General features: G+C 73.8%; 20 protein-coding genes. 16 read left to right on the forward strand and 4 right to left on the reverse strand.

Annotated elements, in window-relative coordinates; genetic code table 11:
- The first annotated feature begins 34 nt into the window (after window positions 1–34).
- The gene (locus ACQP2P_RS14500; RefSeq protein WP_433616378.1) at window positions 35–226 is read left to right on the forward strand and encodes a hypothetical protein; all 192 of its coding nucleotides are present in this window, start codon (window positions 35–37) and stop codon (window positions 224–226) included.
- 129 nt (window positions 227–355) lie between these two features.
- On the forward strand, window positions 356–3,349 hold the full coding sequence (locus tag ACQP2P_RS14505) for an ATP-binding protein (protein ID WP_433616379.1): 2,994 nt from the start codon (window positions 356–358) through the stop codon (window positions 3,347–3,349).
- On the opposite strand, the gene ACQP2P_RS14510 is transcribed toward ACQP2P_RS14505, so the two are convergent.
- A complete protein-coding gene (locus ACQP2P_RS14510) occupies window positions 3,294–4,097 on the reverse strand; it encodes an SDR family NAD(P)-dependent oxidoreductase (RefSeq protein WP_433616380.1) in 804 nt (267 codons plus the stop codon). The two genes, ACQP2P_RS14505 and ACQP2P_RS14510, sit on opposite strands and share 56 nt — an antisense overlap.
- Window positions 4,098–4,358: 261 nt before the next feature.
- Between ACQP2P_RS14510 and ACQP2P_RS14515 the strand changes: the two genes are divergently transcribed.
- The 11 genes from ACQP2P_RS14515 to ACQP2P_RS14565 are packed head-to-tail and all read left to right on the forward strand — an operon-like array spanning window position 4,359 to window position 17,367.
- Window positions 4,359–5,432 (forward strand): LacI family DNA-binding transcriptional regulator, encoded by a 1,074-nt coding sequence (locus ACQP2P_RS14515; protein ID WP_433616382.1) that lies wholly within the window; start codon window positions 4,359–4,361, stop codon window positions 5,430–5,432.
- A complete protein-coding gene (locus tag ACQP2P_RS14520) occupies window positions 5,429–6,370 on the forward strand; it encodes a ribokinase (RefSeq protein ID WP_433616384.1) in 942 nt (313 codons plus the stop codon). Before ACQP2P_RS14515 ends, ACQP2P_RS14520 begins: the two co-directional genes overlap by 4 nt.
- Window positions 6,370–6,759 carry a D-ribose pyranase gene (gene rbsD / locus ACQP2P_RS14525; protein WP_433616385.1) on the forward strand — a complete coding sequence of 130 codons (390 nt, stop codon included), beginning with the start codon at window positions 6,370–6,372 and terminating at the stop codon, window positions 6,757–6,759. Before ACQP2P_RS14520 ends, rbsD begins: the two co-directional genes overlap by 1 nt.
- Window positions 6,759–8,759, forward strand: a complete 2,001-nt coding sequence (locus ACQP2P_RS14530) for an ADP-ribosylglycohydrolase family protein (protein ID WP_433616387.1) — start codon at window positions 6,759–6,761, stop codon at window positions 8,757–8,759. The genes rbsD and ACQP2P_RS14530 overlap by 1 nt, the downstream gene beginning before the upstream one ends.
- Complete coding sequence (locus ACQP2P_RS14535) at window positions 8,756–10,153, forward strand: ABC transporter substrate-binding protein (protein WP_433616389.1); 1,398 nt, start codon at window positions 8,756–8,758, stop codon at window positions 10,151–10,153. Before ACQP2P_RS14530 ends, ACQP2P_RS14535 begins: the two co-directional genes overlap by 4 nt.
- Window positions 10,150–11,046 (forward strand): carbohydrate ABC transporter permease, encoded by an 897-nt coding sequence (locus tag ACQP2P_RS14540; RefSeq protein WP_433616391.1) that lies wholly within the window; start codon window positions 10,150–10,152, stop codon window positions 11,044–11,046. Before ACQP2P_RS14535 ends, ACQP2P_RS14540 begins: the two co-directional genes overlap by 4 nt.
- Window positions 11,043–11,927 (forward strand): carbohydrate ABC transporter permease, encoded by an 885-nt coding sequence (locus tag ACQP2P_RS14545; protein WP_433616393.1) that lies wholly within the window; start codon window positions 11,043–11,045, stop codon window positions 11,925–11,927. Before ACQP2P_RS14540 ends, ACQP2P_RS14545 begins: the two co-directional genes overlap by 4 nt.
- Window positions 11,924–13,318: a sulfatase family protein gene (locus ACQP2P_RS14550; RefSeq protein ID WP_433616395.1), complete on the forward strand. Its 1,395-nt coding sequence runs from the start codon at window positions 11,924–11,926 to the stop codon at window positions 13,316–13,318. The genes ACQP2P_RS14545 and ACQP2P_RS14550 overlap by 4 nt, the downstream gene beginning before the upstream one ends.
- A 19-nt stretch (window positions 13,319–13,337) precedes the next feature.
- Entirely contained in the window at window positions 13,338–14,948 is a 1,611-nt protein-coding gene (locus tag ACQP2P_RS14555; protein ID WP_433616397.1) for a hypothetical protein, read from the forward strand.
- Window positions 14,945–16,417: a sulfatase family protein gene (locus ACQP2P_RS14560; RefSeq protein ID WP_433616399.1), complete on the forward strand. Its 1,473-nt coding sequence runs from the start codon at window positions 14,945–14,947 to the stop codon at window positions 16,415–16,417. Before ACQP2P_RS14555 ends, ACQP2P_RS14560 begins: the two co-directional genes overlap by 4 nt.
- Window positions 16,414–17,367: a formylglycine-generating enzyme family protein gene (locus tag ACQP2P_RS14565; protein ID WP_433616401.1), complete on the forward strand. Its 954-nt coding sequence runs from the start codon at window positions 16,414–16,416 to the stop codon at window positions 17,365–17,367. Before ACQP2P_RS14560 ends, ACQP2P_RS14565 begins: the two co-directional genes overlap by 4 nt.
- Before the next feature lie 130 nt (window positions 17,368–17,497).
- Here the strand turns inward: ACQP2P_RS14565 and ACQP2P_RS14570 are convergent, their stop codons facing one another.
- From ACQP2P_RS14570 to ACQP2P_RS14580, 3 genes are all read right to left on the reverse strand, one after another.
- A complete protein-coding gene (locus ACQP2P_RS14570) occupies window positions 17,498–17,716 on the reverse strand; it encodes a CsbD family protein (RefSeq protein WP_433616402.1) in 219 nt (72 codons plus the stop codon).
- A 111-nt stretch (window positions 17,717–17,827) separates the two neighbouring features.
- Window positions 17,828–18,808, reverse strand: coding sequence for an AraC family transcriptional regulator (locus tag ACQP2P_RS14575; RefSeq protein WP_433616404.1), 981 nt, complete (start codon window positions 18,806–18,808; stop codon window positions 17,828–17,830).
- Between the two features lie 47 nt (window positions 18,809–18,855).
- Window positions 18,856–20,793 (reverse strand): CocE/NonD family hydrolase, encoded by a 1,938-nt coding sequence (locus ACQP2P_RS14580; RefSeq protein ID WP_433616406.1) that lies wholly within the window; start codon window positions 20,791–20,793, stop codon window positions 18,856–18,858.
- 165 nt (window positions 20,794–20,958) lie between these two features.
- Here ACQP2P_RS14580 and ACQP2P_RS14585 point away from each other — a divergent pair, with 165 nt between their 5' ends.
- The 3 genes from ACQP2P_RS14585 to ACQP2P_RS14595 are packed head-to-tail and all read left to right on the forward strand — an operon-like array spanning window position 20,959 to window position 25,417.
- Window positions 20,959–22,506, forward strand: a complete 1,548-nt coding sequence (locus tag ACQP2P_RS14585; RefSeq protein ID WP_433616408.1) for an ABC transporter substrate-binding protein — start codon at window positions 20,959–20,961, stop codon at window positions 22,504–22,506.
- Between the two features lie 23 nt (window positions 22,507–22,529).
- Complete coding sequence (locus tag ACQP2P_RS14590; protein WP_433616409.1) at window positions 22,530–23,480, forward strand: ABC transporter permease; 951 nt, start codon at window positions 22,530–22,532, stop codon at window positions 23,478–23,480.
- Window positions 23,477–25,417: a dipeptide/oligopeptide/nickel ABC transporter permease/ATP-binding protein gene (locus tag ACQP2P_RS14595; RefSeq protein ID WP_433616410.1), complete on the forward strand. Its 1,941-nt coding sequence runs from the start codon at window positions 23,477–23,479 to the stop codon at window positions 25,415–25,417. Before ACQP2P_RS14590 ends, ACQP2P_RS14595 begins: the two co-directional genes overlap by 4 nt.
- The last annotated feature ends 37 nt before the right edge of the window (window positions 25,418–25,454 follow it).

Below are 25,454 nucleotides of genomic sequence, written 5' to 3' on the forward strand. Positions count from 1 at the left end.
GGAACGACGTTCCGATCCGACCGTAGCAGGCGCGGTGACCGCCCCGCGCCGTGGACGGGGCTGGAGTCCTCGTTCGGCCCGCGGCCCCGGCCGCGCGGCCGTGGCCCGGTCCCTGTCCGCCGCCGAGTCGGCCCTGCGCTTCGACATCGAGCCGGACGCGGTCGGCCCGCCGGGAGCCGGGGCCGTGACCTCGGGCATCCGGCAGGTGTTCTTCCCGCCCTGCTGAGCCGCGCCGGGTGCCTGTGCTCACGGCCGCGGCCGGAAGCACAGGTGTCATACATGCGGCTGACAGGCGACCGGTGCATGGGCGACCCTGGCGGGCTCGGAAAGATCCAGACCCGCTCGTGAGGTGACCATGGCCGCTGCACCCGATGCCCGGGCGGAGCTGACGCTCGGGGTGCTCGGCCCGACCGTCGTGCGCCACGACGGCCGGGCCGTCGCCGCGGGGGGCCCGGCACCGCGCACGCTGCTGTGCCGCCTGGTCATCGCCGGCGGCCGGTTCGTGCCGATCGACGCGCTGGTCGACTGCCTGTGGCCGCACGAAGCGCCGCCGAGCGCCCGGATCACCGCGCAGGGCTACCTGTCCGTCCTGCGCCGGGCCCTCGAACCCGGCCACCGGCCACGGCAGCCCGGGCGGGTGCTGGTCCGCGACGGGGCCGGGTATGCGCTGCGGCTGGGCCCGGCCGCCCTCGACGCCGACCGGTTCGCCGCGGCCGTGACCCGGGGCCGGGACCTGCTGGCCGGCGGCGACGCCCGCTCGGCGCTGGCCCGGTTCGACGAGGCGCTGGCCCTCTGGCGCGGGCCGGCGTACGCGGACTGCGCCGACCACCCGTTCGCGCTCGCGGAGTCGCAGCGGCTGCAGGAGCTGCGCACCGGGGCCGCGGAGCACCGCCTGGCCGCGCTGATCGAGTCGGGCGCGCACGAGACGGCCGCCGCCCAGCTGCGGGCGTTCCTGGCCGAGCACCCGCTGCGGGAGCGGGGCTGGGCGCTGCTGGCGCGGGCGCTGTACCGGGCCGGCCGCCAGGGGGACGCGCTGGCGGCGCTGCGCGACGCGCGCACCCGCCTGATGGACGAGCTCGGCGTCGAGCCCGGGCCGGAGCTGGCCGCGCTGCACCACGACATCCTGGACCAGGCGCTCGCGCCGGCGCCGCCCGCCGGGCGCGCCGAGGTCGCCGGGCGCCCGGGCAACCTGCCGCACGCGATCTCGGCGCTGGTGGGCCGGGCCGCCGAACGGCGGGTGGTGTCCGAGATGCTGAGCCGGCACCGCCTGGTCACCCTCACCGGCGCGGGCGGCATGGGCAAGACCAGGCTCGCGCTCGCGGTGGCCGGCGCGCGCCGCGACGCCGACGGCCCGTGGTTCGTCGAGCTGGCCGGCCTGCACGAGCCCGCGGCGCTCGCCGGGCGGCTCTGCGCGGCGCTGGGGATCAGCGGCGCGGGCGGCCTCGACACCCTGGTCGCGGCGCTGCGCACGCGGACGGTGCTGATCGTGCTGGACAACTGCGAGCACCTGGCCGACGCGGTCGGGGCGCTCGTCCGCGCGCTGCTGCGGGCGTGCCCGGACGTGCGCGTGCTGACCACCGGCCGCCAGTCGCTGCGCGTCGACGGGGAGCACCTGTTCGAGGTGCCGCCCTTGTCCGGCGGCGTCGGGGGCGAGGCGGTCACGCTGTTCGTCGCGCGGGCCGCCGCCGTGCTCGGCGGATGGTCGCCGGGCCCGGACGAGCGGCGGCTGATCGCCCGCCTCTGCGCGGCCCTCGACGGCATGCCGCTGGCCATCGAGTTCGCCGCCGCGCAGTGCCGCGTGCTGTCCCCGCGGCAGATCCTCGCCCGGCTCGACGACCGGTTCGCGCTGCTGGCCGGGGCGCGCACCGGCTCGCGGCACACCACACTGCTGGGCCTGATGGACTCGTGGTACGACCTGCTCGACGGCGCCGAGCGGGAGTCGCTGCAGGCGCTGGCGGTGTTCGAGGGCGGCTTCGGGCTGTCCGCGGCCGGGGCGGTCACCGGGCGCGCCGACCCCCTGGCCGACCTGGCCGGCCTGGTGGAGAAGTCCCTGGTGACCGTGGCGGCCGTGGCCGACGGCGACGACCGGCGCTACGTGATGCTGGAGACGGTCCGCCAGTACGCGCTGCGCCGCACGCCCGCCGGCCGCCGGGCGGTGCTGGAGGGCCGGCACACCGCCTGGGTTCGCGAGCTGGCGGACGCCGCCGGCGACGAGCTGCGCGGGCCCGCCAGCGCCCGGTGGATGCGGCGGCTGCACATCGAGGGCGACAACGTGCGGGCGGCGCTGCGCCGGGCGAGCGCGGCCGGGGACACGGCGGCCGTGCTGGGCATCGGCGGCGGGCTCTGCTGGTTCTGGTTCCGGCAGGGCCGCGCCGGCGACGGCCTGCGCTACCTGGAGCCCGCGCTGCGGGCGGCCGATCCGCGGCTGCACGGGCACGCGCCGCTCGCCCGCGCGGCCATGGGGCTCGCGCTGCTGCGCTACGTCAGCGGGGCGCTCGACCGGGTCGCGGAGGCACTCGCGGTCGCCGCGCGGCACGGTGCCGCCACCGAGGACCTGGGGCTTCGGGCGCAGGTCCTCGCGACGATCGCGTACTTCGAGGCCGGCGGCGGCACCGTGGCGATGGCGATGCGGCACGCGAGCGAGGCGCTGGCCCTCGCCCGGTCGGTGGGGCACCGGGCCACGGCCGCGGAGGCGCTGATGTGCCTCGGCGAGGCGCAGCGCCGGTGCGGCCCCGCGTCGCTGGCGAAGGCGACGCTCGCCGCCGCGCTGCACGAGGCCGACCGGTGCGGTCACGGCTGGGCGACGGTGTCCGTGCTGTGGCTGATGAGCAAGATCGAGCTGTCGCTGGACCGGCCCGTCCCGGCCGCGGCGCTGGTCCGGCGGATGCTCGAGGAGGCCTACCGCCGGGCGGACACGACCGGGTGGCTCGTGAGCGTGGCGATGCACGCGCACCTCATGGCCCGCGCGGGCCGGGCCGAGGACGCGGTGGAGCTGCGCGCGGCGGTCCGGTCGCTGGGCGATCGCGCGGGGTACCAGGCCGAGGCGATGGACGCCGAGCTGGCGGGCTACCTCGCGGAGATTCCGCCGGGCAGCCCGCCGGGCCGGTTCGCGGCGGCCGAGGCGCGCGGACGCGGCCGCTCGGTGGAGCAGACGATGGCCTGGCTGCGGGCCGAGCCACCGTTCGGGGACCCCTCGCTCGGGGATTCCTCGTTCGGAAATTCCGCGTTCGGGGATTCCTTGCCCGGGGATCAGCCGCTCGCGGCGCTCGGTGCCGGGGTGATCTCGCCCGGGGTCACGGTGCCGGAGGCGCGGGCGGGGCGGACGCCTCGGGCAGTGGGACGCCGGTGAGGTCGGCGCAGCGGGCGAGCAGGCTCTCCAGCAGCGCCGGGTCCAGGACGGCCGCGGACGGCCGCCAGTCGCGCTCGCTGAAGTAGTGGCCGCTGACCAGGACGTCGGGGTCGGTGCCGACGGCCAGGCGCACCTGGGCCCGGGCGGCGTCGTCCGGGCTCGTCGGCGCCGCGTCGCCGCCCATCCGGGTCCGCACCCAGCCGGGGTCGACCGCGTTGCTCAGGGTCCCGGGCCAGCGGCGGGCGACGGCGGCGGCGAGCATCAGGTCGAGCAGCTTCGAGGTGCAGTACACCTCGGTCCCGTTCCACGGCCGCCGCTCGCCCTGCAGGTCGTCGAGGTCGACGACGCCGTCCGCGGCCATCGCCGACGACACGAACAGCAGCCGCTGCGGCGGCTCGAGCAGCGCCGTCAGCAGGTACGGCGCTAGCACGTTGACCTGGAAGGTCGACTCCAGCCCGTCGGCGGTCAGCTCCCGCCGCGGGCTGTCCAGCCGGGCGATCCCGGCGTTGTGCACGATGGTGTCGATGCGTCCGAACGCGGCCAGCGACCCGGCCAGCGCCCTGGTCTGCTCGAGCGAGCTCAGGTCGCCCACCGCGATCCCGGCCGCCTCCGGCAGCGCCGCCTTGGCGACCGCCGCACGCTCCTCGTCGCGGGCGTGCAGGACCACGCGATGACCCTCGGCGACGAGCTGGGCCGCGGTTCGCCGGCCGATGCCGTCGACCGAGCCGGTGACAAAGATGGTGCGCATGAAGTCCCTTTCGTCGTGTGCCGACCCACGATGGCCGCGGGGTTGGGAATCGGCTGGGACCTGGTTGGAGATCGCCGCGGCTGACGGGGCGCCCGGCCCCGGCTGATGTGGCCCGCGTCACGTCATGCGACCGGGTGGGCACGCGCCGTACGGTATTGATCACGATCGGATAACGGCCAATCAACACGTGTTGCTCGTGTAAACGTGCTCGTCACATGCTCGCAACCACATCAACTGCAACACGGGTTGCTTGGAGGATGCGTGGTCACGCGTCGTGCTGATGTCGCCAAACTCGCCGGTACCTCGCCGGCCGTCGTGAGCTACGTGCTCAACGGCGGACCGCGGGGCGTCGCGCCGGAGACGAGGGCCCGGGTGCTCGCCGCGATCGAGCAGCTCGGCTACCGCCCCAACGGGATCGCGCGCTCGCTGCGGACCAACCGCACCATGACGCTCGGGCTCGTCGTGCCCGACACCTCCAACCCCTTCTTCGCCCAGCTCGCGCACGCGATCGAGGAGGCCGCGTTCCGCGAGAACTACACGCTGCTGCTGGGCAACGCGGCCGAGGACGACGACCGCCAGACCACCTACGTGCGCACCTTCCTGGCCCGGCAGGTCGACGGGCTGTTCCTGGTCCCGGCCCACGGGCCGGCCGGGTGCCTGCCGGAGCTGCTGCGCTCGGGCGTGCCGTTCGTGACCCTGGACCGGCGCATCCCGGGCGCCGCGGCCCCGGCCGTGCTCGCCGACAACCGGGCCGGCGCCCGCAAGGCCGTCGAGCACCTCATCCAGCACGGGCGCCGGGCCATCGCCTGCATCTCCGGCCCGCAGGACGTGGTGCCGGCCAACGAGCGGGTCAACGGCTGGCGCGACGCGCTCGCCGAGGCCGGCGTGCGGCCCAGCGAGATGTCGGTCTGGCACGGCGCGTTCGGGCGCCGCGCCGGCTACCTCGGCGCCCGGGAGCTGCTGGCCGGCCGGGCCTTCGACGCCGTGTTCGTGGCCAGCGACGAGCAGGCCGTCGGGGTGCTGCGGGCGCTGCAGGAGCTGGGCATCCGCTGCCCGCAGGACGTGGCCGTGGCCTCCTTCGACGGCATCGCCGCGGCCGCCTACACGACCCCGGCGCTCACCACGATGGCGCAGCCGTTCGCGCAGATGGGCCGGGTCGTGGTCGACCGGCTGCTCGACGCCATGGACGCCGAGCGGGACGCGGACGCCGGGGAGCTGACTGTGCTGCCCGTGACGCTGCTGGCCCGGGGCTCCTGCGGGTGCCCCGACCCGCCGGGCGGCGAGGCCGCCGACGAGCACGAGCAGGCACAGGAGCAGGAGGGAGGGTCCCGGTGAACAAGGTCATCGTCGTCGGCAGCGCCAACGTCGACGTCATCTCGCGGGTGGACCGGCTGCCGCGGCCCGGCGAGACGGTCCTGGGCCGGGCGAGCGAGTCCGCCCTGCTGCCCGGGGGCAAGGGCGCCAACCAGGCGGTCGCCGCGGCCCGGCTGGGCGTGCTGACGCTGCTGTTCGGCGCGGTCGGCGCCGACGCGTTCGGGGCCCAGCTGCGCGCCGCGCTCGGCGCCGAGGGCGTCGGGCTGGCCCATCTGTCCACGGTGGACGGCGCGACCACCGGCGTCGCGCAGATCGTCGTCGCCGCCGACGGGGAGAACACCATCGTCGTGTCCTCCGGCGCCAACTTCCGCTTCACCGCCGCCGGCCTCGCGGAGCTGCCGGCGGTGGTCGAGCCGGGCGACGTGGTGCTGCTGCAGCTGGAGATCCCGATGGCGACCTGCCTCGCGGCGGCCGAAGCGGCCCGCGCGGCCGGGGCACGGGTCGTGCTCAACGCGGCGCCGTCGCCGGAGGGTGCCGAGCCGGACCTGAACGGCCTGCTCGACCGCGTCGACGTGCTCGTGGTCAACGAGACCGAGGCGGTGGCGATGGCCGGCGGCCCGGTCCCCACCGGCCCGGCCGGCTGGCTCGCGGTCGCCGCCGAGCTGCGCAAGCAGGGACCCGACGCCTGCGTCATCACCCTTGGCGCGGACGGCGCCGTCGCCTCCGACGACGCCGGCGACTGGCACCAGCCCGCGTTCCCGGTCGACGTGGTCGACACGACCGGCGCCGGGGACGCGTTCTGCGGCGGGCTCGCGGCCCGGCTCGCGGCCGGTGGCGGCCTGACCGACGCGGTCCGCACCGGCGCGGCCGCGGGCGCTCTGGCCACCGGCCACCTCGGGGCCCAGGCCGCGCTGCCGGACCGGGCGGCCGTCGCGGCGCTCGCCGGGGGGTGGTCCTGATGCGCCGTGGCGGACTCTGGCACCCGCGCCTGCTCACCGTCGTCGCCGCGATGGGCCACGGGGACCTGCTCGTCGTGGCCGACCCCGGGCTCCCGGTGCCGCCCGGCGTCGAGGTCATCGACCTGGTCGTCAGCCGCGGGGAGCCCGGCTTGCTCACGGTGCTGCGCCCGGTCCTCGGGGAGCTGGTGATCGAGGCGGCCACGATGGCCGAGGAGCTCACCGACGAAGCACTGTCCGCCGCCGTGCGCGCGAGCCTCGGTGACGTGCCCCTGGAGCTCGTCGGCCACGAGGAGCTCAAGGCCCGCACCGCCCATGCGCGCGCCGTCGTGCGCACGGGCGAGGACACGCCGTACGCCAACATCGTCCTACGCGCGGGGGTGCCGTTCTGATGACCGTTCTGCCTGCCGACCACGCTGAGCGCGTCTACGCCGGAGTGCTCGGGAAGATCATCGCGGTGTACCTCGGGCGGCCGTACGAGGGCTGGACCTTCGACCGGATCCAGGCCGAGCTCGGCGACATCACCTACTATGTCAACGACCGCGCCGACGTCGCCCTCAAGCACCACCTGTTCCTGGTCACCGACGACGACATCAGCGGCACGTTCGTCTTCCCGCGCGCCCTGCGCGCCGCCGGGCCCGACCCGAGCAGCGCCGACGTCGGCGACACCTGGCTCGACCAGATCGTGCCCGACACGTCGGTGCTGTGGTGGGGCGGCCTGGGCAACTCCACCGAGCACACCGCCTACCTGCGCATGCGGGCCGGCATCCGGCCGCCGGAGAGCGGCTCGATCGCCCGCAACGGCCAGGTGGTCGCCGAGCAGGTCGGCGCGCAGATCTTCGTCGAGGGCTTCGCCCTGACCTGCCCGGGCGACCCCGCCGGGGCCGCGGACCTGGCCGAGCGGGCGGCCCGGGTGAGCCACGACGGCGAGGCGATCCACGCGGCCCGGGTGGTCGCCGCGCTCGTCGCCGGCGCGTTCACCGCCACGGACATGGACGCGCTGCTGGACACCGCGATCGCCCTGGCGCCGCCGGACTGCCTCATCGCCCGGGTCCACCGCGACGTGCGCGGCTGGGCCCGCGACGGCGACTGGAAGGCCACCCGGGCACGCATCGACGAGGAGTACGGCTACCACCGCTACGGCGGCAACTGCCACGTCGTGCCCAACCATGCGATCGTCGTGGCCGCGCTGGCTCACAGCGGCGGCGACTTCGACCGGGCGATGACCGTGGTCTGCACGTCCGGCTGGGACACCGACTCCAACGCCGGCAACGTGGGGGCGATCTGCGGCGTGTTCGGGGGCCTGGCCGGGCTGTCCCGGCAGGACTGGCGCGGCCCGGTCGCCGACCGCATGTACCTGCCCGCGGCCGACGGCGGCGGCTGCGTCACCGACGCCGCCCGCGAGGCCCTCGCCCTGGTCGACGCCGGGCGGGCCCGGACCGGGCAGCCGCCGCTGGCCCCCGGCCCGCGGTTCGGCTTCGCGCTGCCCGGCTCCGTGCACGGGTTCCGGGCCGAGGACGGCCGGACCGGGGTGGCCAACCACGGCGACGGGCTGGCCATCGCCGGCGCGGCGACCGTGCTCACCCCGACGTTCATCCCGCCCGAGGCCCGCGACATGCCGATCTACGCGCTCGTCGCCAGTCCGTCGCTCTACAGTGGACAGACGATCGTCGCGCACGGCGACGGCCCGGCCCGGCTCGTGCTGTCGTACTACACCGGCGCCGACGAGGTGCGCACGATCGAGGGGCCGCCCTTCGTCGACGGCACGGCCGAGTGGACGGTGCCGGACCTCGGCGGCCGCCCGGTCGTCGCGGTCGGGCTGCGCACCGAGGGCCCGGCGACGCTCAAGGACCTGGACTGGAGCGGCGCGCCGAGCGTCACGCTGACCCGGCCGGACGACGGCGGCACCATGTGGCGGCGGGCCTGGGTGCCGGCGCTGGACCGGTTCGACGCCCGCTGGCCGGAGCCGTTCCGGATCGTGCAGAACGCCGGCACCGGCATGCTCGTCACCGGGGCCCTCGAGTGGCGCGACTACACGGTGACCGCCGACGTCACCCCGCACCTGGCCGCCGCGGCCGGACTCGCCGCCCGGGTCCAGGGGCTGCGCCGCTACTACGCCCTCGAGCTGGCCGGGCCGGACACCGCCCGGCTGGTGTGCGGCGACACGGTGCTCGCCGAGCGCCCGTTCCCGTGGACCTACGGCACCACCTACCACCTCACGCTGACCGTCACCGGCGACCGCATCCGCGCCGGGATCGACGGCGACACCCTGTTCGACCTCGAGGACGGCTCGCTCAGCGCGGGAGGGGTGGCCCTGCGGGTCACCGAGGGCCGCACCGCCACCCAGCGGGTCGAGATCACCCCTACACCCCCGAATGAGGTTTCGTCATGATCACTTCGTTGAGCCGCCGCCGATTCCTGTCCGCTGCCGGTCTGGCCGGCGCCGGCCTCGCCGCCCCGAGCCTGCTGTCCGCGTGCGGGGGCGGCGCGGACGCCGGCAAGGGCAGCGGCAAGGGCGAGGTGTCCCTGTGGATCGACATCACCGGTGACGCCAACCAGAAGTACTTCGACGAGAAGGTGATCGGCGCCTTCCACGCCGCCAACCCCGACATCACCGTGAAGACGACCTACTACAAGGGCCAGGACCTGCGCCAGCAGGTGCAGACGGCGCTGCAGGCCCGCTCCGGCCCGGACATCGTGCGCGGCCCGAGCGCCACCCAGACGATCGCCTGGAGCAAGGCGCACCTGCTGGCCGACCTGACCCCGTACGCCAAGCAATGGGGCTGGAACGACAAGCTCGCCGGCTGGGCGGTGCAGGCCTTCACCACCGACGGCAAGCTCTACGCGCTGCCGATGCGGGTCGACACGATGCTGCTCTACTACAACAAGACCCTCTTCACCCAGAAGGGCTGGACGCAGCCGAAGAACCGCAGCGACCTCGAGGCGTTCGCGGCCGACGCGATGGGGCAGGGCATCATCCCCTTCGGCTCGTCCAACACCGACTGGACCGCGGCCGGCGAGTGGCTGATGACCCTGTTCTGGAACAACTTCGCCGGCGGCGACGCGGTCTACCAGGCCCTGACCGGCAAGACCCAGTTCAGCGACCCGGTCTTCGTCGACACCGTCAGCCTGCTCAAGTCCTACTTCGACAAGGGCTGGATCGGCGGCGGCGCCAGCAAGTACTTCTCGGTGCCGGCCGCCGAGGTGGGTGCCGGCCTCGGCAAGGGCACGGTCGCCACCATCCCGCAGGGCGAGTGGTACATGAGCAACGTCGGCGCGTTCTTCGGCAAGGCCGGCAACAACACCAACGACTGGGACTGGATGGCGATGCCGCCGCTGTCGGCGACCGCGAAGGCGGACAGCTACGCGATCGGCATCGGCGGCTCGTTCGCCATCAACCAGGCCAGCAAGAACCAGGACGCCGCGGCGGCCTTCCTCAACTGGTACTACGGCGACCGAACCGCCGCGCTGCAGCGCATGTCCGACGTGCCCGCCACGTACAACATCCCGATCGCCGTCAAGGCCGAGGAGATCCCGCAGAAGACCGACCCGCGCGCGGCCCGGGTGCTCACCGAGGTCGACAAGGCGGTCAACAGCGGCAACTACGGCTACGTCACCTGGACCTGGTGGCCGCCGAAGTCCGACGTCTACGTCTACGAGGGCCTGGAGCAGGTGCTCACCGGCAAGATCACCGCGGCCGAGTACTGCAAGCAGCTGGCCACGACCTTCACCGCGGAACGGCAGCAGGGCACCATCCCGCAGCTGATGCCGCGGACGTCGCAGTGACCACCCTGAGCGCCCCGGCACCGGGCCCCACCCGGCGCCGGGCGGTGTGGCGGCGGGCGCTGGTGGGCTGGGCGTTCCTGGCCCCGCTGCTGGTGCTCAACGTGCTCGTCGTGCTCGGCCCGTCGATCGCCACCGTGTACTACTCGTTCACCGACTGGTCCGGCATCGGCCCGGCCAACCTCATCGGCCTCGACAACTACACCCGGGCGTTCACCGACCCGGCGGTGCACGAGGCCCTGCTGCACAACGCCATCTGGTTCGTGCTGTTCCTCAGCGTGCCGATGGCGCTGGGCATGCTCGGCGCGCACCTCATCAACCAGGTGCGCCGCTTCCGGATGGTGTTCCGCACGCTGTTCTTCATCCCGTACGTCACCGCCTCGGTCATCAACGCGGCGATCTGGAAGATGCTGCTGTCGCCCAACAGCGGCATCGCCGCCCAGCTCGGCTTCGACCAGGCCTGGCTCGGCGACCCGGCGACCTCGCTCTACGCGGTCAACTTCGTCGTCGACTGGCACTGGTGGGGCTTCCTCGCGGTCATCTTCTTCGCCGCGATGCAGAACGTGGACGTCCAGCTCTACGAGGCGGCGAAGCTCGACGGCGCCGGCCGCTGGCAGCAGTTCAAGTCGGTGACCCTGCCCGGCATCCGCCCGACGCTCGTGTTCATCGTGCTGATGACGGTCATCTGGTCGCTCAAGGCGTTCGACTACATCTTCATCATGACCCACGGCGGGCCGGCCAACTCCTCCGACGTGGTCTCCACGCTCATGTACGACCAGGCGTTCAACCAGTACTCGGCCGGGTACGCCGCCGCGCTCGGGCTGTCGATGACCGCGGTCACCGGCCTCGTCCTGGCCGCCTACGCCTGGCTGCGCCGGAAGGGGTGGGAGGAGTGACGGCGACCGTCGCACCACCGCAGCAGCTGTCCACGCCGGTCGCCGAGGCCACGCGCAGACGATCCTCCGGCGGCCGCCACCCGGTGGCCTACCTCGTGCTCACCGTCTTGGCGCTGTTCGCCGTCGGCCCGTTTGTGATCATGGTCTTCAACGCGTTCAAGAACAACGCCGAGATCGGCTCCAGCCCGCTGGCCCCGCCGAGGTCGATCACGTTCGACAACTTCGCCACCGCCTGGTCGCAGGGCGACTTCAGCACCACGATGCGCAACAGCGTGATCCTGGTGATCGGCGCGATGCTCGGCACGTGCGTCATCGCCGGGCTGGCCGCCTACGCGCTGAGCCACCTCGAGGTCCCCGGCGGCGGCGGGGTGCTGGCCTACCTGTTCCTGGGCAGCACCATGCCGGTGCAGCTGTTCGTCGTCCCGCTGTTCTCGCTCTGGGCCGACCTGCGCCTCACCGACAGCCTGTTCGGCCTGATGGTCGTCTACTGGGCGACCGACGCGCCGTTCGCGACGCTGATGCTGCGCTCGTTCCTCGTCAAGGTGCCGAAAGAGTTCGTCGAGGCGGCCCGGCTCGACGGCGCCTCCGAGGTGCAGATCGCCCGCAAGGTGATGCTGCCGCTGGCCTGGCCCGGCTTCATGACCGTGGCGCTCGTCGTCGGGCTGTGGGCCTGGAACGAGTTCTTCTGGGCCATCACGTTCGTGCACGACCCGTCGAAGCGGCCGATCTCGACCAGCTTCCTGTCCTTCCAGGACCAGAACTCCACCGACTGGGGCCTCACCAGCGCGGCCGCGCTGTTCATGCTCGTCCCGGTGCTCCTGCTGTTCATCACGCTCCAGCGCCGATTCGTCGCTGGCCTCACCTCCGGCGGCCTCAAATGACCAACGTCATCCTCGTCATCGCCGACCAGCTGCGCCGCCAGGCGCTCGGCTGCTACGGCGACCCCAACGTCCACACGCCCAACATCGACGCCCTCGCCGAGTCCGGCGCCCGCTTCACCCAGGCGTCGTCGACCTACCCGGTGTGCGTGCCGTTCCGCTTCACGCTGATGACGGGGGAGTACGCCCACACCCGCTTCATCCCGTCGATCGAGTGGCGCATGTCGCCGGCCGAGCGCACCATCGCCGACGAGTTCAACGACCACGGCTACGACACCGCGATGTTCGGCAAGTGGCACCTGTACGGCAACTTCGGCCACTACCCCGGGCACACCGTCGTCAAGGCGTCCCGGACCCCCGTCCCGCGGCCGTTCCAGGGCCGCTTCGGGCACTTCGCCGGCTTCGACATCGCCAACGACCCGTACGACACCTGGTACAGCACCCACGACGACCCGACCATGCGCAAGCTGCCCGGCTACCAGACCGACGACCTCTTCGCGATGGCCACCGAGTACGCCACGGCGCCGCGGGAGCGGCCCTTCGCCGCGGTGCTCTCCGTCGAGCCGCCGCACCCGCTGTTCACCGCGCCGCCGGAGTACCTCGAGCGCTGGCGCGACCGCGACATCGTCCTGCGCGACAACGTCGAGCCGGACAAGCAGTACAAGAAGCGCGGCCCGCACGGCGAGGGACTGCTGGCCGACCTGCGCGTCTACTACGCGATGATCGAGAACCTCGACGACAACATCGGCCGTCTGGTGGCGGCGCTGCGGGCGGCCGGCACGCTGGACGACACCGTCATCGCGCTCACCGCCGACCACGGCGAGCTGCTCGGCTGCCACGGGGAGCTGGCCAAGCAGCGGCCCTGGGAGGAGTCGATCGGCACCCCGCTCATCATCGGCAACGTCGGCGGCGGGGGCCGGGTCGTGGACGAGCCGACCTGCACCGAGGACCTGTTCCCGACCCTGCTGGGGCTGGCCGGGATCACCCCGCGCGACCCGAAGCCCGGCCGGGACCTCACGCCCCTGGCCCGCGGCGAGACCGACCGGCTCGACCGCGACGGGGTGCTGCTGGAGTTCGTCGCCGAGATGCGCCCGAACATCCCGTTCCACGCCGAGACCTGGCGGGGCCTGCGCACCCGCCGCTACAAGTACACCGTCCTCGGCGACGCCCACGGCGGCACCCCCTGGCAGTTCTTCGACCTCGAGACCGACCCGTACGAGCTGACCAACCTCGTCGACGACCCCGCCGCCGCCGACGAGGTCGCCCGCCACCACGCGCTGCTGCGCGAGCGGCTGGCGTCGACGTTCGACCACTACGTCCTGGCGCCCGCGTTCGGGCAGCCGGGGCTCAACACCTGGGATCCCACCGCCGAGCACCAGCTGCGCTTCGGCTGAGCCAGATTCGGGAGCTGCAATGCGAAAGTCCTTCATCGCGGGCCTTGCCGTCGTCGTCCTGGTGGCGCTGGCCGCCGACCCCGCCTCCGCCAACGGCGCGCCCTACACCGGCAAGCAGTACGACTTCGGCGGCACCGTCACGACCATCAACGGCTCCATCGGCACCGTCGACTCGATCGCGAGCAGCATCGCGAGCTCGACCGCGGCGACGCTGAACGACGTGGCCGCGCACCGCGCCACCCTGCCCTACGGCGACATCACCCCCGGTGCCGGCCCCGCGCTGAGCCTCTACCCGGGACCGGCCGGCGTCGCCGCCTCGAACTGGTACACCGCCACCGTCAACGACCAGTCGTCGTTCGTCTACAAGACGACGGCCGCGAAGACCGACACCAACCGCGAGGCCGACACCTCCTGGACGAGCTTCTCCTTCGCCGGCTCCGTCACGGTGAAGGTGACCGCGGTGGGGCAGAGCGGCCTGACCGGCTGCCAGGTGCGGCCCCAGTCCGCGGCGATCGCCACCTCGTTCGCCGGCAACACGTGCACGTTCACCATGTCGAACCCGAAGAACGTCTCCGTGGAGTTCGCCCCGAACATCCACAACCCGATCGCGCACCCGATGCTCGTCTTCGCCAACCCGCCGGAGAACGACGTGCCGCCCGCGACCGGAGACCCGAACGTGCTCTACTTCGGCCCCGGCGTGCACGACATCGGCTCCGGCAACGTGATCACGTCGAACAGGACGATCTACCTCGCCGGCGGCGCCTGGGTGAAGGGCGCGTTCATCGCCAACGGCCCGGTCAGCAACGTCACCATCAAGGGCCGCGGCGTGTTCGACGGCAAGTTCATGGACCTCGGCGACCAGGAGCTGAACAAGAACCAGCCCGGCATGATCGACATCGCCGACCAGTCCTCGCAGAACCTGCTCGTCGAGGGCGTCACGTTCGTCAACGCGCCCCGGTTCAACGTCCGGGCGCTCGCGCAGTACACCACCATCGAGAACGTCAAGACGATGTCGTGGTGGTACAGCACCGACGGCATGGTCGCGGGCAACAAGGCCCTCGTGGAGAACAACTTCGTCAAGTCCAACGACGACTCGATCAAGCTGTTCTGGGGCGACCAGGTGACCCGCGGCAACACCGTCTGGCAGCTGGAGAACGGCGCCCCGTTCATGATCAGCTGGAACCTGGCGAACAGCCCTGCCAACTTCCACGTGTACGACAACGACGTCATCCACGCCGAGCACTACCAGATCCAGAAGTCCGGCATCTTCCGCGCCCTGCACGCCGGCCCCGGCACGCCGAGCCGCTACCTGTTCGAGAACATCCGCGTGGAGAACGCCAACTGGCGGCTGTTCTACCTCGCGGTCGACAACAACAAGTGGTACGACCCGGCGCTGGGCTACGGCGAGCTCGACCAGCTCATCTTCCGCAACATCCACGCCCAGACGAACTACCAGTACCCGAGCATCGTCCAGGGCATCGACAGCACCCACAAGGCGCGCAACGTGAACTTCGTCAACGTGTACACCGACGGCGCCTGCCAGGCCGACGCGAGCCGGTTCACCATCGACCCGGGCACCACCAACGCGGTCCGCATCGTCAGGAGCACCGACGGGAGCTGCTGGACGTGACGAACATCGTGGTCGTCCTCGCCGACGACATGGGCTGGGGTGACCTGGGCTGCTACGGCTCGGCGATCCCCACCCCGAACGTCGACCGGCTGGCCGCCGAGGGGGTGCGCGCCACCGACTGCCACTCCGCCTCGGCGGTGTGCACCCCGAGCCGCTACGCGCTCATGACCGGGCGCTACGCGTGGCGCGGGCCGCTGAAGAACTTCGTGCTCATGGGGCACGGGCCGGCCATCATCGAGCCGGACCGCCCCACCCTGGCGAGCGTGCTGCGCGATGCGGGGTACACCTGCGGCGCCTTCGGCAAGTGGCACCTGGGCCTCGGCTGGCGGCACACCGACGGCTCGGTCCGCTCGGCGTTCACCCCCGGCGCGCCGCTGCACGACGACGTCGAGACCGACTTCGGACGGGACATCGACTACACCGCGCCGGTCACCGGAGGGCCGGCCGCCCTGGGCTTCGACCGCTTCTTCGGCATCGCCGGCTCCCTCGACATGCCGCCCTACGCGTTCATCGACCAGGACCGCACGGTCGGCCTGCCGACGAAGGAGAAGGAGGTGTACCTCACCGAGCAGCGCCCCGGCCTGCAGGCCGACGGCTTCCGGGAGCAGGACGCCGACGTCGCCTTCACCCGCGCGGCGGTCGCCTTCGTCGAGGAGCAGACCGGCCCGTTCCTGTGCTACCTCGCGCCCAGCGCGCCGCACCGGCCCAACGTGCCGCCGGACTTCATCGCCGGCCGCTCCGGCCTCGGCGACCGGGCCGACGGCGTGTGCCTGGTCGACTGGGCCGTCGGCGAGCTGCGCGCCGCCCTGGAGCGCACCGGCCGGCTCGACGACACCCTGTTCATCGTCACGAGCGACAACGGCGCCGTCACGTACTTCACCGACGACGGCGACCCCGCACGGCACGCGCCCAACGGCGACTGGCGCGGGCAGAAGGGCGACCTGTGGGACGGCGGGCACCGGGAGCCGTTCATCGCCCGCTGGCCCGGGCGGATCCCGGCCGGCGGGGTGGTGGACGCCCCGATCTGCCTGACCGACGTCCTGCCGACCGCGGCCGCGGCCGCGGGGCGCCCCGTGGCGTGCGAGGACGGCCGCGACATCCTGCCCGTGCTCACCGGCGCGGAGCCGGGCGACCCCGAGCGCCCGATCGTCCACCACAGCCTCGGCGGCCGGTTCGCGCTGCGGGCCGGGCGGTGGAAGGCGATCTTCTCGGCCGGCTCCGGCGGCGGCTTCTCCGAGCCCTCGATCAGCGACCTGTTCGCCACCGGCACCGGCAAGGCGCACGCCGCCCCGCCGTGGGACGCCGAGCACCCGCAGGGCCAGCTCTACGACGTCGCCGAGGACCCGCGCGAGACCACGAACCTGTGGGACACGCACCCGGCCGTCGTCGCCGCGCTCTACGCACAGCTGCGCGAGATCTGCCGCGACCCGGGAAGCGGGCTGCCGTTCGACGTAGGTTTGTCGGCGTGAGCTGCTGCAACCCGCCCGCCGGCCGGGCCTCGGACGCGCCCTTCGAGCTGCCCTTCGCCGTGCCGGAACGCACCCGCGCCGAGGTGCTCAAGGGCATGGTGGCGATCCCGGAGGGCCCGTTCCTCATGGGCGGCGACGACCCGGACGCGTTCCCCGACGACGGGGAGGGCCCGGTCCGCGAGGTGCGCGTGTCGGCGTTCCACATCGACCCGACGGCGGTCACGAACGCGCAGTTCGCCCGGTTCGTCAAGGCGACCGGCTACGTGACCGAGGCCGAGCGCTTCGGCTGGAGCTTCGTGTTCCACCTGCTCGTGCGGGGCGAGGCGGAGCGGCGCGTGCTGGCCGGCCGGTCGGCGCAGGTGCCGCGGTGGTGGCTGCCGGTCGAGGGCGCGGACTGGCGCCACCCGGCCGGCCCGGGCTCCGGCATCGGCGAGCGGCGCAACCACCCGGTCGTGCACGTGTCGTGGACCGACGCCGCCTGCTACGCGGCCTGGGCCGGCAAGCGCCTGCCCACCGAGGCCGAGTGGGAGAAGGCGGCCCGCGGCGGTCTGGAGCAGGCCCGGTTCCCGTGGGGCGACGAGTTCACGCCGCGCGGGACGCACCGCTGCAACACGTGGCAGGGCGAGTTCCCGCGGCGCAACACGGCCGCCGACGGCTACCTGGACACCGCACCCGTGGACGCCTACCGCCCCAACGGCTTCGGCCTCTACAACACGTCGGGCAACGTCTGGGAGTGGTGCGCCGACTGGTTCAGCCCGGCATGGCACGCCGAGCCCTCCGACGCCACCCGGCTCGACCCGGCGGGGCCGCCCGGGGGCACCACCCGCGTGATGCGCGGCGGCTCGTACCTGTGCCACGAGTCGTACTGCAACCGCTACCGGGTGGCCGCCCGCACCTCCTCCACCCCCGACAGCACCACCGGGCACGCGGGCTTCCGCTGCGCCGCCTGACGGGGCTGAACCCGTCGGTGCACTGCGTCAAGGTCCGGGTACCGGTACCGGTGCCGGGCCGACCGCCCGCGGGCAGCGCGGCCGGCTCGCGCCGCGCTGCCCGCGAACGTCTCTCGCGGCTGCCGCCGGGTCAGCTCAGGGCGTCCTTGGCCTTTCGGGCCGCGTCCTTGACCTTGTCCCCGGCCTGCTTCACGTTCGCGGAACTCTTCTCGGACTGGCCCTCGGCCTGCAGACGCTCGTCGTCGGTCATGTCGCCGACCTTGTCCTTGGTGGCGCCCTTGGCCTCTTCGGCCTTGTGCTGGACCTTGTCCTGGAAGCTCATCGAGCCCTCCCGTCGTCGGTCGCTCATGCCGATGCGGACGCACCGGCACCGTGGCTCACCGTCTGCCCGCACCGGCGGCCGCGAAACACCCGCGGCGGCGCCGTCGCGGTGGACCCGTGACCGGACCGGGTGGCGCGGTCAGCCGGCGGCGCGCAGCGTGTCCGACGGGGACTCGCCGTAGCGGGCGCGGTAGTACTGGGCGAACCGCCCGAGATGGGTGAACCCCCAGCGGTGCGCGACGTCGGCGACGGTCGCGGTCGCCGGCGTGGTGGCCAGCAGGTCGGCGCGCACCCGGTTGAGCCGCGCGGTGCGCAGATACTGCATGGGCGAGGCGTTGAGGTGCTGGCGGAAGCCGTCCTGCAGCGCGCGCGGGCTGACCCCGACGTCCCGGGCCAGCGAGGCGGCGCTGAAGTCGCACTCGGGCCGGTCCTGCAGCAGCCGTACGGCGGTGCGCACATGCCACGGCGTCGACTCCGGCAGATCGTCGCGCAGCAGTGCCGAGTGGCTGTGCGGCTGGGACAGCAGCAGCCCGCGCAGCAGCAGCCGCTCGGCGTGCACCACCAGCCGGGGATGCTCGAGCAGGCCGCCGCCGGCGTTGAGCTCCCGGGTGAACGCCGTGGCGATCGCGAACCAGGACCGCACGCGCTCGCCGGCCAGGTCCATCACCGGCTCGAAGCGCAGCGGCGGGCCGACCGGGCCGTCGATGAGCGACTCCAGCTCGTCCTCCAGCGCGCGCCGCTGGATGCGGAAGGCCAGCGCCGCGCAGTCGCGGCTCCACGCCATCGCCACCCGCCCGGACGCGGAGGTGACCGACGCCTGGGCGGTGGTGCACAGCAGCTCGGTGCCGCTCACCCGCACCCGCAGGCTGCCCGAGACCGGCAGCTGGATCCACACCGACGTCTCGCTGCTGTCGTAGGAGCAGCGGGCCTCACAGCCGTACGACAGGTACAGCGCGACGAGGTGCGGCAGCCGCACGGCATGCAGCCGGGCGTCGAGCCGCAGGCCGTCGGGGCCGTCTTCGAGGCGATGCTCCGGCAGCTCGCGGGCGAACTGGTCGTTCACGTCGTCGCGGTCGGTGCCGCGGGCGACGACGTGCCGGTCCAGTGGCAACTCGGACATCGGCTCCGAGCGTGGCACGCGGACCGATACCGGTGGTTACCTGACGGTTACGGCTGGCGAACAAGGCCTTCGCCTTCCCGGGTCAGCTCGGCCGTCCAGGTCGCCTCGAAGAGCGTGAGCGCGCCGATGCGCACGACACCGTGGGCTCGCAGCGCGTCCTGCGTGCACCGCACGGACGCGCTGGCGAAGATCCGTTCGCCGGTCTCCAGCCACACCTGCGCCGTCTGGGTGGCGCTGGTCACCACGGCCTGCGGCGCGCCGCCCGGCAGGTGTGCCCGCAGCCGGCTGGTGAGGCGGTAGACGTGCCCGTCCGCGCTGACCGTGTGCGGCACCTCGCTCGCGACGCTCACCGTCGTCGCCCCGCGGGTGTGGTCCCGCTCGACCCGCCAGCTCGGCGCCGCGGCGGCGGGGCGGGCCGTCGCGTCCGCCGGCGGAAGGTCCACGTCCGTGCCGGCGTGCTCGTCGCCGACCGGCAGGACCAGCCGCAGCCCGGCGACGTGCACGGCGACCTCGCCGCACAGCGGCGTGAGCCGCGGGAAGTCGGCGGTGCCGAGCGCGACGCGCAGCCGGGTGCCGGCCGGCACCCGGTGGTGCACCGGGCGCAGCGGGATCGTCTGCTCCGCCTCGCTGCCCGGCCGCAGGGTGCCGGCGGTGATCAGCGTCGAGCGGCCGCCCGGGTCGACGCCGCACAGGCGGGCGACGAGCCGCAGCGGCGGCACGATGCGGCCGTGCTCGTCCGGGGCGAGCCGGACGAGCACCTGCGGGCGCCCGGCCAGCAGCAGGTCGGCCTCGAGCGGGGCGCCGGTCGCGCAGAGCGAGCGCAGGTCGTCGTCGTGCTGGTCCAGCGGCGGGCACGCCTCGCCCAGCCCGAGGCCGGCGAGGCCGCGCAGCGTGCCGACGCTCGGGTCGGGCACGTGCGGGGCGGGCGGCCGGCGCGCGGTGTCCGGTGCCGCCGGCACGAGCGCGTCGCCGTCGGCGGCGAGCACGGTGCTGCGCCCGGGCGGGGGCCAGTGGGCGTAGCCGCGCCAGCGTGGCCGCGGGCCGTCCAGGTGCAGCACGACCGGCGGCGCCGCCATGGCGTCGTTGGGCACGCCGCGCAGCCAGTGGTCCCACCACTGCGCCATGAGCTCGAGGAAGGCGACCGGGTGGTGGGCCGAGTCCTGGGGCATGACGTGGCCCCAGGGCCCCATCACCAGCCGCTTCGGGCCGCGGATGCGCTCGAAGGCGTCGATGACCGCGTGGGTGAAGCTGTCGCGCCAGCCGCCGGCGCACAGCACCGGCACGGTGATGCGGCTCCCGTCGATCGCCCGCTCGGCCCAGACCGGGTCGTCGGCCGGGGACCGGGCGTAGTCCAGGACCATCGGCCGCTGCGTGCGCAGCCGGGTCCGCCAGCGGTGCTGCGCGTCGGCGGTGCCGTAGCCGGCCAGCGGCGGCAGCAGTTGCTGCAGCAGCATCGAGCTGCCGCGGTTGGCCAGGGCGTGCAGGTCGCCGCGGGCGCCGTCGGGGTGGATGCTGTCGCGCCCGGCGTCGAGTCCGTGCGCGATGGCGACGGCCGCCCGCAGGGGCGCGGGGCGCAGGCCGGCCACGCGCAGGGTCGTGTTCGCCGCGTACGACACCCCCCAGGCCCCGACCGCGCCGGTGCACCAGCGCTGGGCCGCGATCCAGTCGATGGCGGCGAGCGCGTCGTCGCCCTCGCCGCGGTCGAACTCGGCCCGGCGCTGCCCGTCGGAGGCGCCGGTGCCGCGATGGTCGACGACGAGGCTCGCGTAGCCCCGCTCGGCGAACCACCGGGCCGGCCCGGCGTAGGCGGAGCCGGCGAGGAAGTCCTTGCGGTAGGGCTGCACGGTGACCAGAGCGGGCACGGCCTCGCCGGTCACCGGGCGGTAGAGGTCGCCCGAGAGCGTCACCGCGGGATCGGCGGTGGGGATCCGGACGTCGCGGTGGACCCGGGTGCGGAAGGTGGTGCCGTCGCGATCAAGGAACACGTCGTCCTCCGAGGCTCGCGGAACCGGAGCTCCACCATAGCGATGCGAAGTGCTTCGCAGAAAGGTCTTGACACTTGATCGACGGCCGTTGTTACCTAGGCATTGCGTCGGTGTAACACCCCACTCACAGGCCCCGCGAACCCGCAGCTACCCGTAGGAGGAGTCGTGCGGACGTGCCGCAGCGTCATCGACCGGGCCATACCCGCCCTGTCGCTCATCGCCGCGTTATCGGTCTCCGGCTGTGGCGCCACACCGGAGGCGAACCCGACCGTCGGCAACACGCTGACCGTGGTCACCGCCTCGCCGCCGCAGACCCTGGACCCGGCGAAGACCGCGCAGAACAACAGCTGGCTGGAGAACCTGGCCTACGAGCCGCTCATCGTGCGCAGATCCGACGGCACGCTCACGCCGGGTCTCGCCGAGTCGTGGTCGTACCAGGGCACGGGCAACAAGACCTTCGTGCTCAAGCTGCGCCCCGGGGTCACCTTCTCCGACGGCTCGCCGCTGAGCGCCCAGAACGTCGTCGACCATCTCAAATACGTGGTCAGCTCGGCCGGCCAGATGGCGCCGCTGCTGGCCGGCTGCACCTTCACCGCGACCGACCCCGCGACGGTCACCATCACCTCGCCGGCGCCGAACCCCGACTTCCCGGTGATGCTCACGCAGGACTACATCATCGGCGGGGTCATCGGCAGCGGCGGCCTCGCCGACCCGGGGGCGCTGGGCACCACGACCGTCGGCGCGGGGCCGTACATGCTCGACGCCCAGCAGACCGTCGCCGGTGACCACTACACGTACGTGCCGAACCCGCACTACTACAACGCCCCGGCGGTGCGCTGGCACAAGGTGGTCATCCGGGTCATCACGACCCCGCAGGCCGTGCTCAACGCGCTCAAGACCGGCCAGGCCGACGTCGCCGTCGGCGACCCGTCCACCGTCGGCGCCGCCAAGCAGGCCGGGCTCACCGTCGCCTCCTCGCTGTTCCTGTGGAACGGCGTGGTGCTGGCCGACCGCGGCGGGACGCTCGCCAAGCCGCTCGGCGACGCGCGGGTGCGCCAGGCGCTGAACTTCGCGACCGACCGGGCCGCGATCGCCAAGGCGCTGTTCCCGGGCGTCGGCGAGCCGGCGCACCAGGTCAGCGTCCCCGGCGGCTACGGATACGACGACAGCCTCGCCGCCGCCTACCCCTACCAGGTCGACAAGGCCAAGGCCCTGCTCGCCGAGGCCGGCTACGGCGGCGGGTTCACGCTGGCCGTCGTCACGCCCGAATACCAGCAGCTGCACCTGGTGGCCCAGGCGCTCGCGCAGCAGTGGAAGCAGATCGGGGTCGACCTGCGCATCACCGACTACGCCAACGCCAACCAGTATTCGGCGGACGCGTTCGGCGGGAAGTTCCCCGCGTTCATGACCGCCTTCGGCCAGATCCCGATCTGGATGGAGGGGCCGTCGCTGTTCCTGCCCTCCGCGGCGTTCAACCCGCTGAAGTACGCCGACCCGGCCCTGCGGTCGCGCTACGACGAGGCGGCGAGCAGCACCGGCGAGGCCAAGGACGCGGCGGACCGCAGCGTCGTGGCGTACCTGACCACCCAGGCGTGGTTCGTGCCGGTGGTCATGACCGGGCTGCCGTACTACGCCCGCAACACGGTCGGCGGGATCGCCACCTCGCCGAAGGAGCCGCTGCTGTCCCTCTACGAGATCGTGCCGGCGGCCTAGCCGGCGCAGAAAGGTCGGCCGCCATGCTCCGCGCCGTGCTGCGCTGGCTCGCCTCGTCGGTGGCGCTGCTGTTCGTGGTCACCGCCCTGTCCTTCGTGCTCGTGTCGCTCGCGCCCGGGGACGCGGCGACGTCCATCCTCAGCAGCCAGTCGGGCAGCTACACCCCCGAGCAGTACGCCCGCACCCGCGAACTGCTCGGCATCGACGAGCCGCTGCACGTGCGGTACTGGCACTGGCTCGGCGAGCTGTTCCACGGCAGCCTCGGCCGGGACCTGTTCAGCGGGCAGCCGGTCGCCGAGATCGTCGGCGACCGGCTCCTGCCGAGCCTGTCCGTCATCGTCGGCACGGTGCTCGTCTCGGCCGTCGCCGGCACCTGGCTCGGCGTCGCCGGCGCGCGGCGCCGCGGCCCGGCCGGCCGGCTGCTGGACGCGGTGTCGCTGACCGGTCTCGCGGTGCCGAGCTTCTGGCTGGCGCTGCTGCTCGTCGAGCTGTTCGCCGTGCGCCTGGCCTGGCTGCCCTCCGGCGGCTACGTCGACCCGGGGCGCGACCCGGTGGGCTGGCTGCGCGCGATCACGCTGCCGGTGCTCACGCTCTCGGCCGGGTCGATCGCCTTCGTCGCCAAGCAGACCCGCGACTCGATGGCGGCGGTGCTGTCCCAGGAGTTCGTCACCATGCTGCGGGCCCGGGGCCTGCCGCTGCGCTCGATCCTCTACCGGCACGCGCTGCGCAACGCCGCCATCCCGGTGGTCACGATGCTGGGGCTGCTCTTCGTCAACCTGCTCAGCGGCGCGGTCCTCATCGAGGGCATCTTCTCCGTGCCGGGCCTCGGCCAGCAGGCGGTCACCGCGACCGGCGGCCACAACCTGCCGGTCATCACCGGGGTGGCGTTCTGCTTCACCGTCGTCGTGATCATCGTGAACCTGCTGGTGGACCTGGCGTACCGCTGGCTCGACCCGAAGGTGCGTGCCGCATGAGCATCTCCCTGATCGCGACCGACGCGCCCCCGGCCGCGCGCCCCGCCCGGCGCTCGCGATGGCGCCGGCTGTGGCGCCGCGGCCCGGGGCTGGCCGCGGGGGCCTTCCTGCTCGCCCTGACCGCCGCCACGCTGTGCGTGCGATGGGTGGCCCCGGCGGACCCCGAGCGGCAGGACCTGGCCGCGGCGCTGGCCGGGCCGGGCGCGGCGCACTGGCTCGGCACCGACCGGCTGGGCCGCGACGTGCTCAGCCGGCTGCTCTACGGCGCCCAGGTCACGCTCGTCAGCGTGGTCGAGGCGGTCGCGGTGTTCGTCGTGCTCGGCGTGACCCTCGGCGTCACGGCCGGGCACCTCGGCGGCTGGGCCGACCGCGTGATCTCGTGGCTGGCCGACCTGCTGCTCGCGCTGCCGGGCATCGTCATGCTGCTCATGGTGCTCGCGGTCTTCCCGGGCAACACGGCCGCCACCATGGTCGTGCTGGGCGTGATCTCGGCGCCGATGCTGCTGCGCGTCGCCCGGGGGGTCACCATGAGCGTCAAGCGGGAGCTGTACGTGCGGGCCGCGCGCCTGTCCGGCCTGGGCGAGGCGCGCATCATGGTCCGCCACGTCCTGCCCCGCCTCACCGGCCCGATCCTCGTGCAGGTCTCCCTGTTCGCCGCGACCGCCGTGCTGGTCCAGGGGGCGCTGTCGTTCCTCGGCCTCAGCGCCCCCGAGACCGAGGGCCCGAGCTGGGGCAACATGATCGCGCAGGCGGCCCAGGTCACCGGCGAGGACCTGTGGCTGGCCGTCCCCACCGGCGCGATGCTCACGCTGACCGTCCTGGCGCTCGGCGTCTTCGGCGACGCGGTCCGCGACGTCACCGCCGAGCACCGCGAGCCGGCGGCCCCGCCCCGCCCGGCGCGATCACACCCCGCTCCGGCCGAACCGCCGGACCCGGCGGCGGGCCCCGCGCCACTGCTGTCGGTGGACGGGCTCACGATCGAGTTCCCGGCGCCCGGCGGACCGGTCACGGTCGTGCGTGACGTGAGCTTCTCGGTCGCGGCGGGGGAGTGCGTCGGGGTCATCGGCGAGTCCGGCTCGGGCAAGACGATGATCGCGCGCAGCCTGCTCGGCCTGCTGCCGGCCGGAGGCGCGGTGACCGCGGGCACCGCCCGGTTCCGCCCCGCTGCCGGGCCGGCCCTCGACCTGACCCGGCTCGACGAGCGCGGGTTCGGCCGTGTCCGGGGCCGGCGCATCGCGCTGGTGTCGCAGGAGCCGGGCAGCGGCCTGGACCCCGCGTTCCGCGTCGGCGGCCAGGTCGCCGAGGTGATCCGCCGGCACACCCCGATGAGCCGCCGACAGGCCGCCCGGGAGGCGGTCGAGCTGCTGCGCACCGTGCGGCTCACCGATCCCGAGCGGGTCGCGCGGCGCTACCCGCACGAGCTGTCCGGCGGCATGGCGCAACGGGTCGCCATCGCCCTCGCGCTCGCCGGCCGGCCCGAGCTGCTCGTCGCCGACGAGCCCACCACCGCGCTGGACGTCACCGTGCAGGCCGAGATCCTCGACCTGCTGCGCGACCTGCGCCGCCGCCTCGGCATGGCCGTCATCCTGGTCACGCACGACTGGGGCGTGCTGGCCGACATCTGTGACCGCGCGGTCGTGGTGTACGCGGGCGAGGTCGTCGAGCAGGCCGGCGTCGAGGACCTCTACGCCGACCCCCGCCACCCGTACACGCGCGCCCTGCTCGAGGCCAACCCGCACCTCGCGGTGGCCGGGCGGGACCTACCGACCATCGCCGGGACGGTCCCGTCACCCGGGCGATGGTCGCCGGGCTGCCGGTTCCGCCCCCGGTGCCGGTTCGCGGCCGACGAGTGCGCCGCCGGGACCATCCCGCTCACGGGCGGGCACGGCGACCGCGTGACCCGCTGCATCCGCGCGGAGGAGGTGGCGGCGCTGTGAGCGGTCCGGAGCGGAGCGGAGGGGCCGCTCACCGTCA

Origin of the sequence: Dactylosporangium sp. CA-139114, assembly GCF_050955725.1 — a bacterium.
Lineage (GTDB): Bacteria > Actinomycetota > Actinomycetes > Mycobacteriales > Micromonosporaceae > Dactylosporangium.

Bases quoted from the DNA above. Each gene is read 5' to 3' on its own strand.
- ACQP2P_RS14505 (WP_433616379.1), top strand. From the start codon at position 356: ATGGCCGCTGCACCCGATGCCCGGGCGGAGCTGACGCTCGGGGTGCTC.
- ACQP2P_RS14510 (WP_433616380.1), bottom strand. From the start codon at position 4,097: ATGCGCACCATCTTTGTCACCGGCTCGGTCGACGGCATCGGCCGGCGA.
- rbsD (WP_433616385.1), top strand. From the start codon at position 6,370: ATGCGCCGTGGCGGACTCTGGCACCCGCGCCTGCTCACCGTCGTCGCC.
- ACQP2P_RS14530 (WP_433616387.1), top strand. From the start codon at position 6,759: ATGACCGTTCTGCCTGCCGACCACGCTGAGCGCGTCTACGCCGGAGTG.
- ACQP2P_RS14535 (WP_433616389.1), top strand. From the start codon at position 8,756: ATGATCACTTCGTTGAGCCGCCGCCGATTCCTGTCCGCTGCCGGTCTG.
- ACQP2P_RS14550 (WP_433616395.1), top strand. From the start codon at position 11,924: ATGACCAACGTCATCCTCGTCATCGCCGACCAGCTGCGCCGCCAGGCG.
- ACQP2P_RS14555 (WP_433616397.1), top strand. From the start codon at position 13,338: ATGCGAAAGTCCTTCATCGCGGGCCTTGCCGTCGTCGTCCTGGTGGCG.
- ACQP2P_RS14570 (WP_433616402.1), bottom strand. From the start codon at position 17,716: ATGAGCGACCGACGACGGGAGGGCTCGATGAGCTTCCAGGACAAGGTC.
- ACQP2P_RS14575 (WP_433616404.1), bottom strand. From the start codon at position 18,808: ATGTCCGAGTTGCCACTGGACCGGCACGTCGTCGCCCGCGGCACCGAC.
- ACQP2P_RS14590 (WP_433616409.1), top strand. From the start codon at position 22,530: ATGCTCCGCGCCGTGCTGCGCTGGCTCGCCTCGTCGGTGGCGCTGCTG.
- ACQP2P_RS14595 (WP_433616410.1), top strand. From the start codon at position 23,477: ATGAGCATCTCCCTGATCGCGACCGACGCGCCCCCGGCCGCGCGCCCC.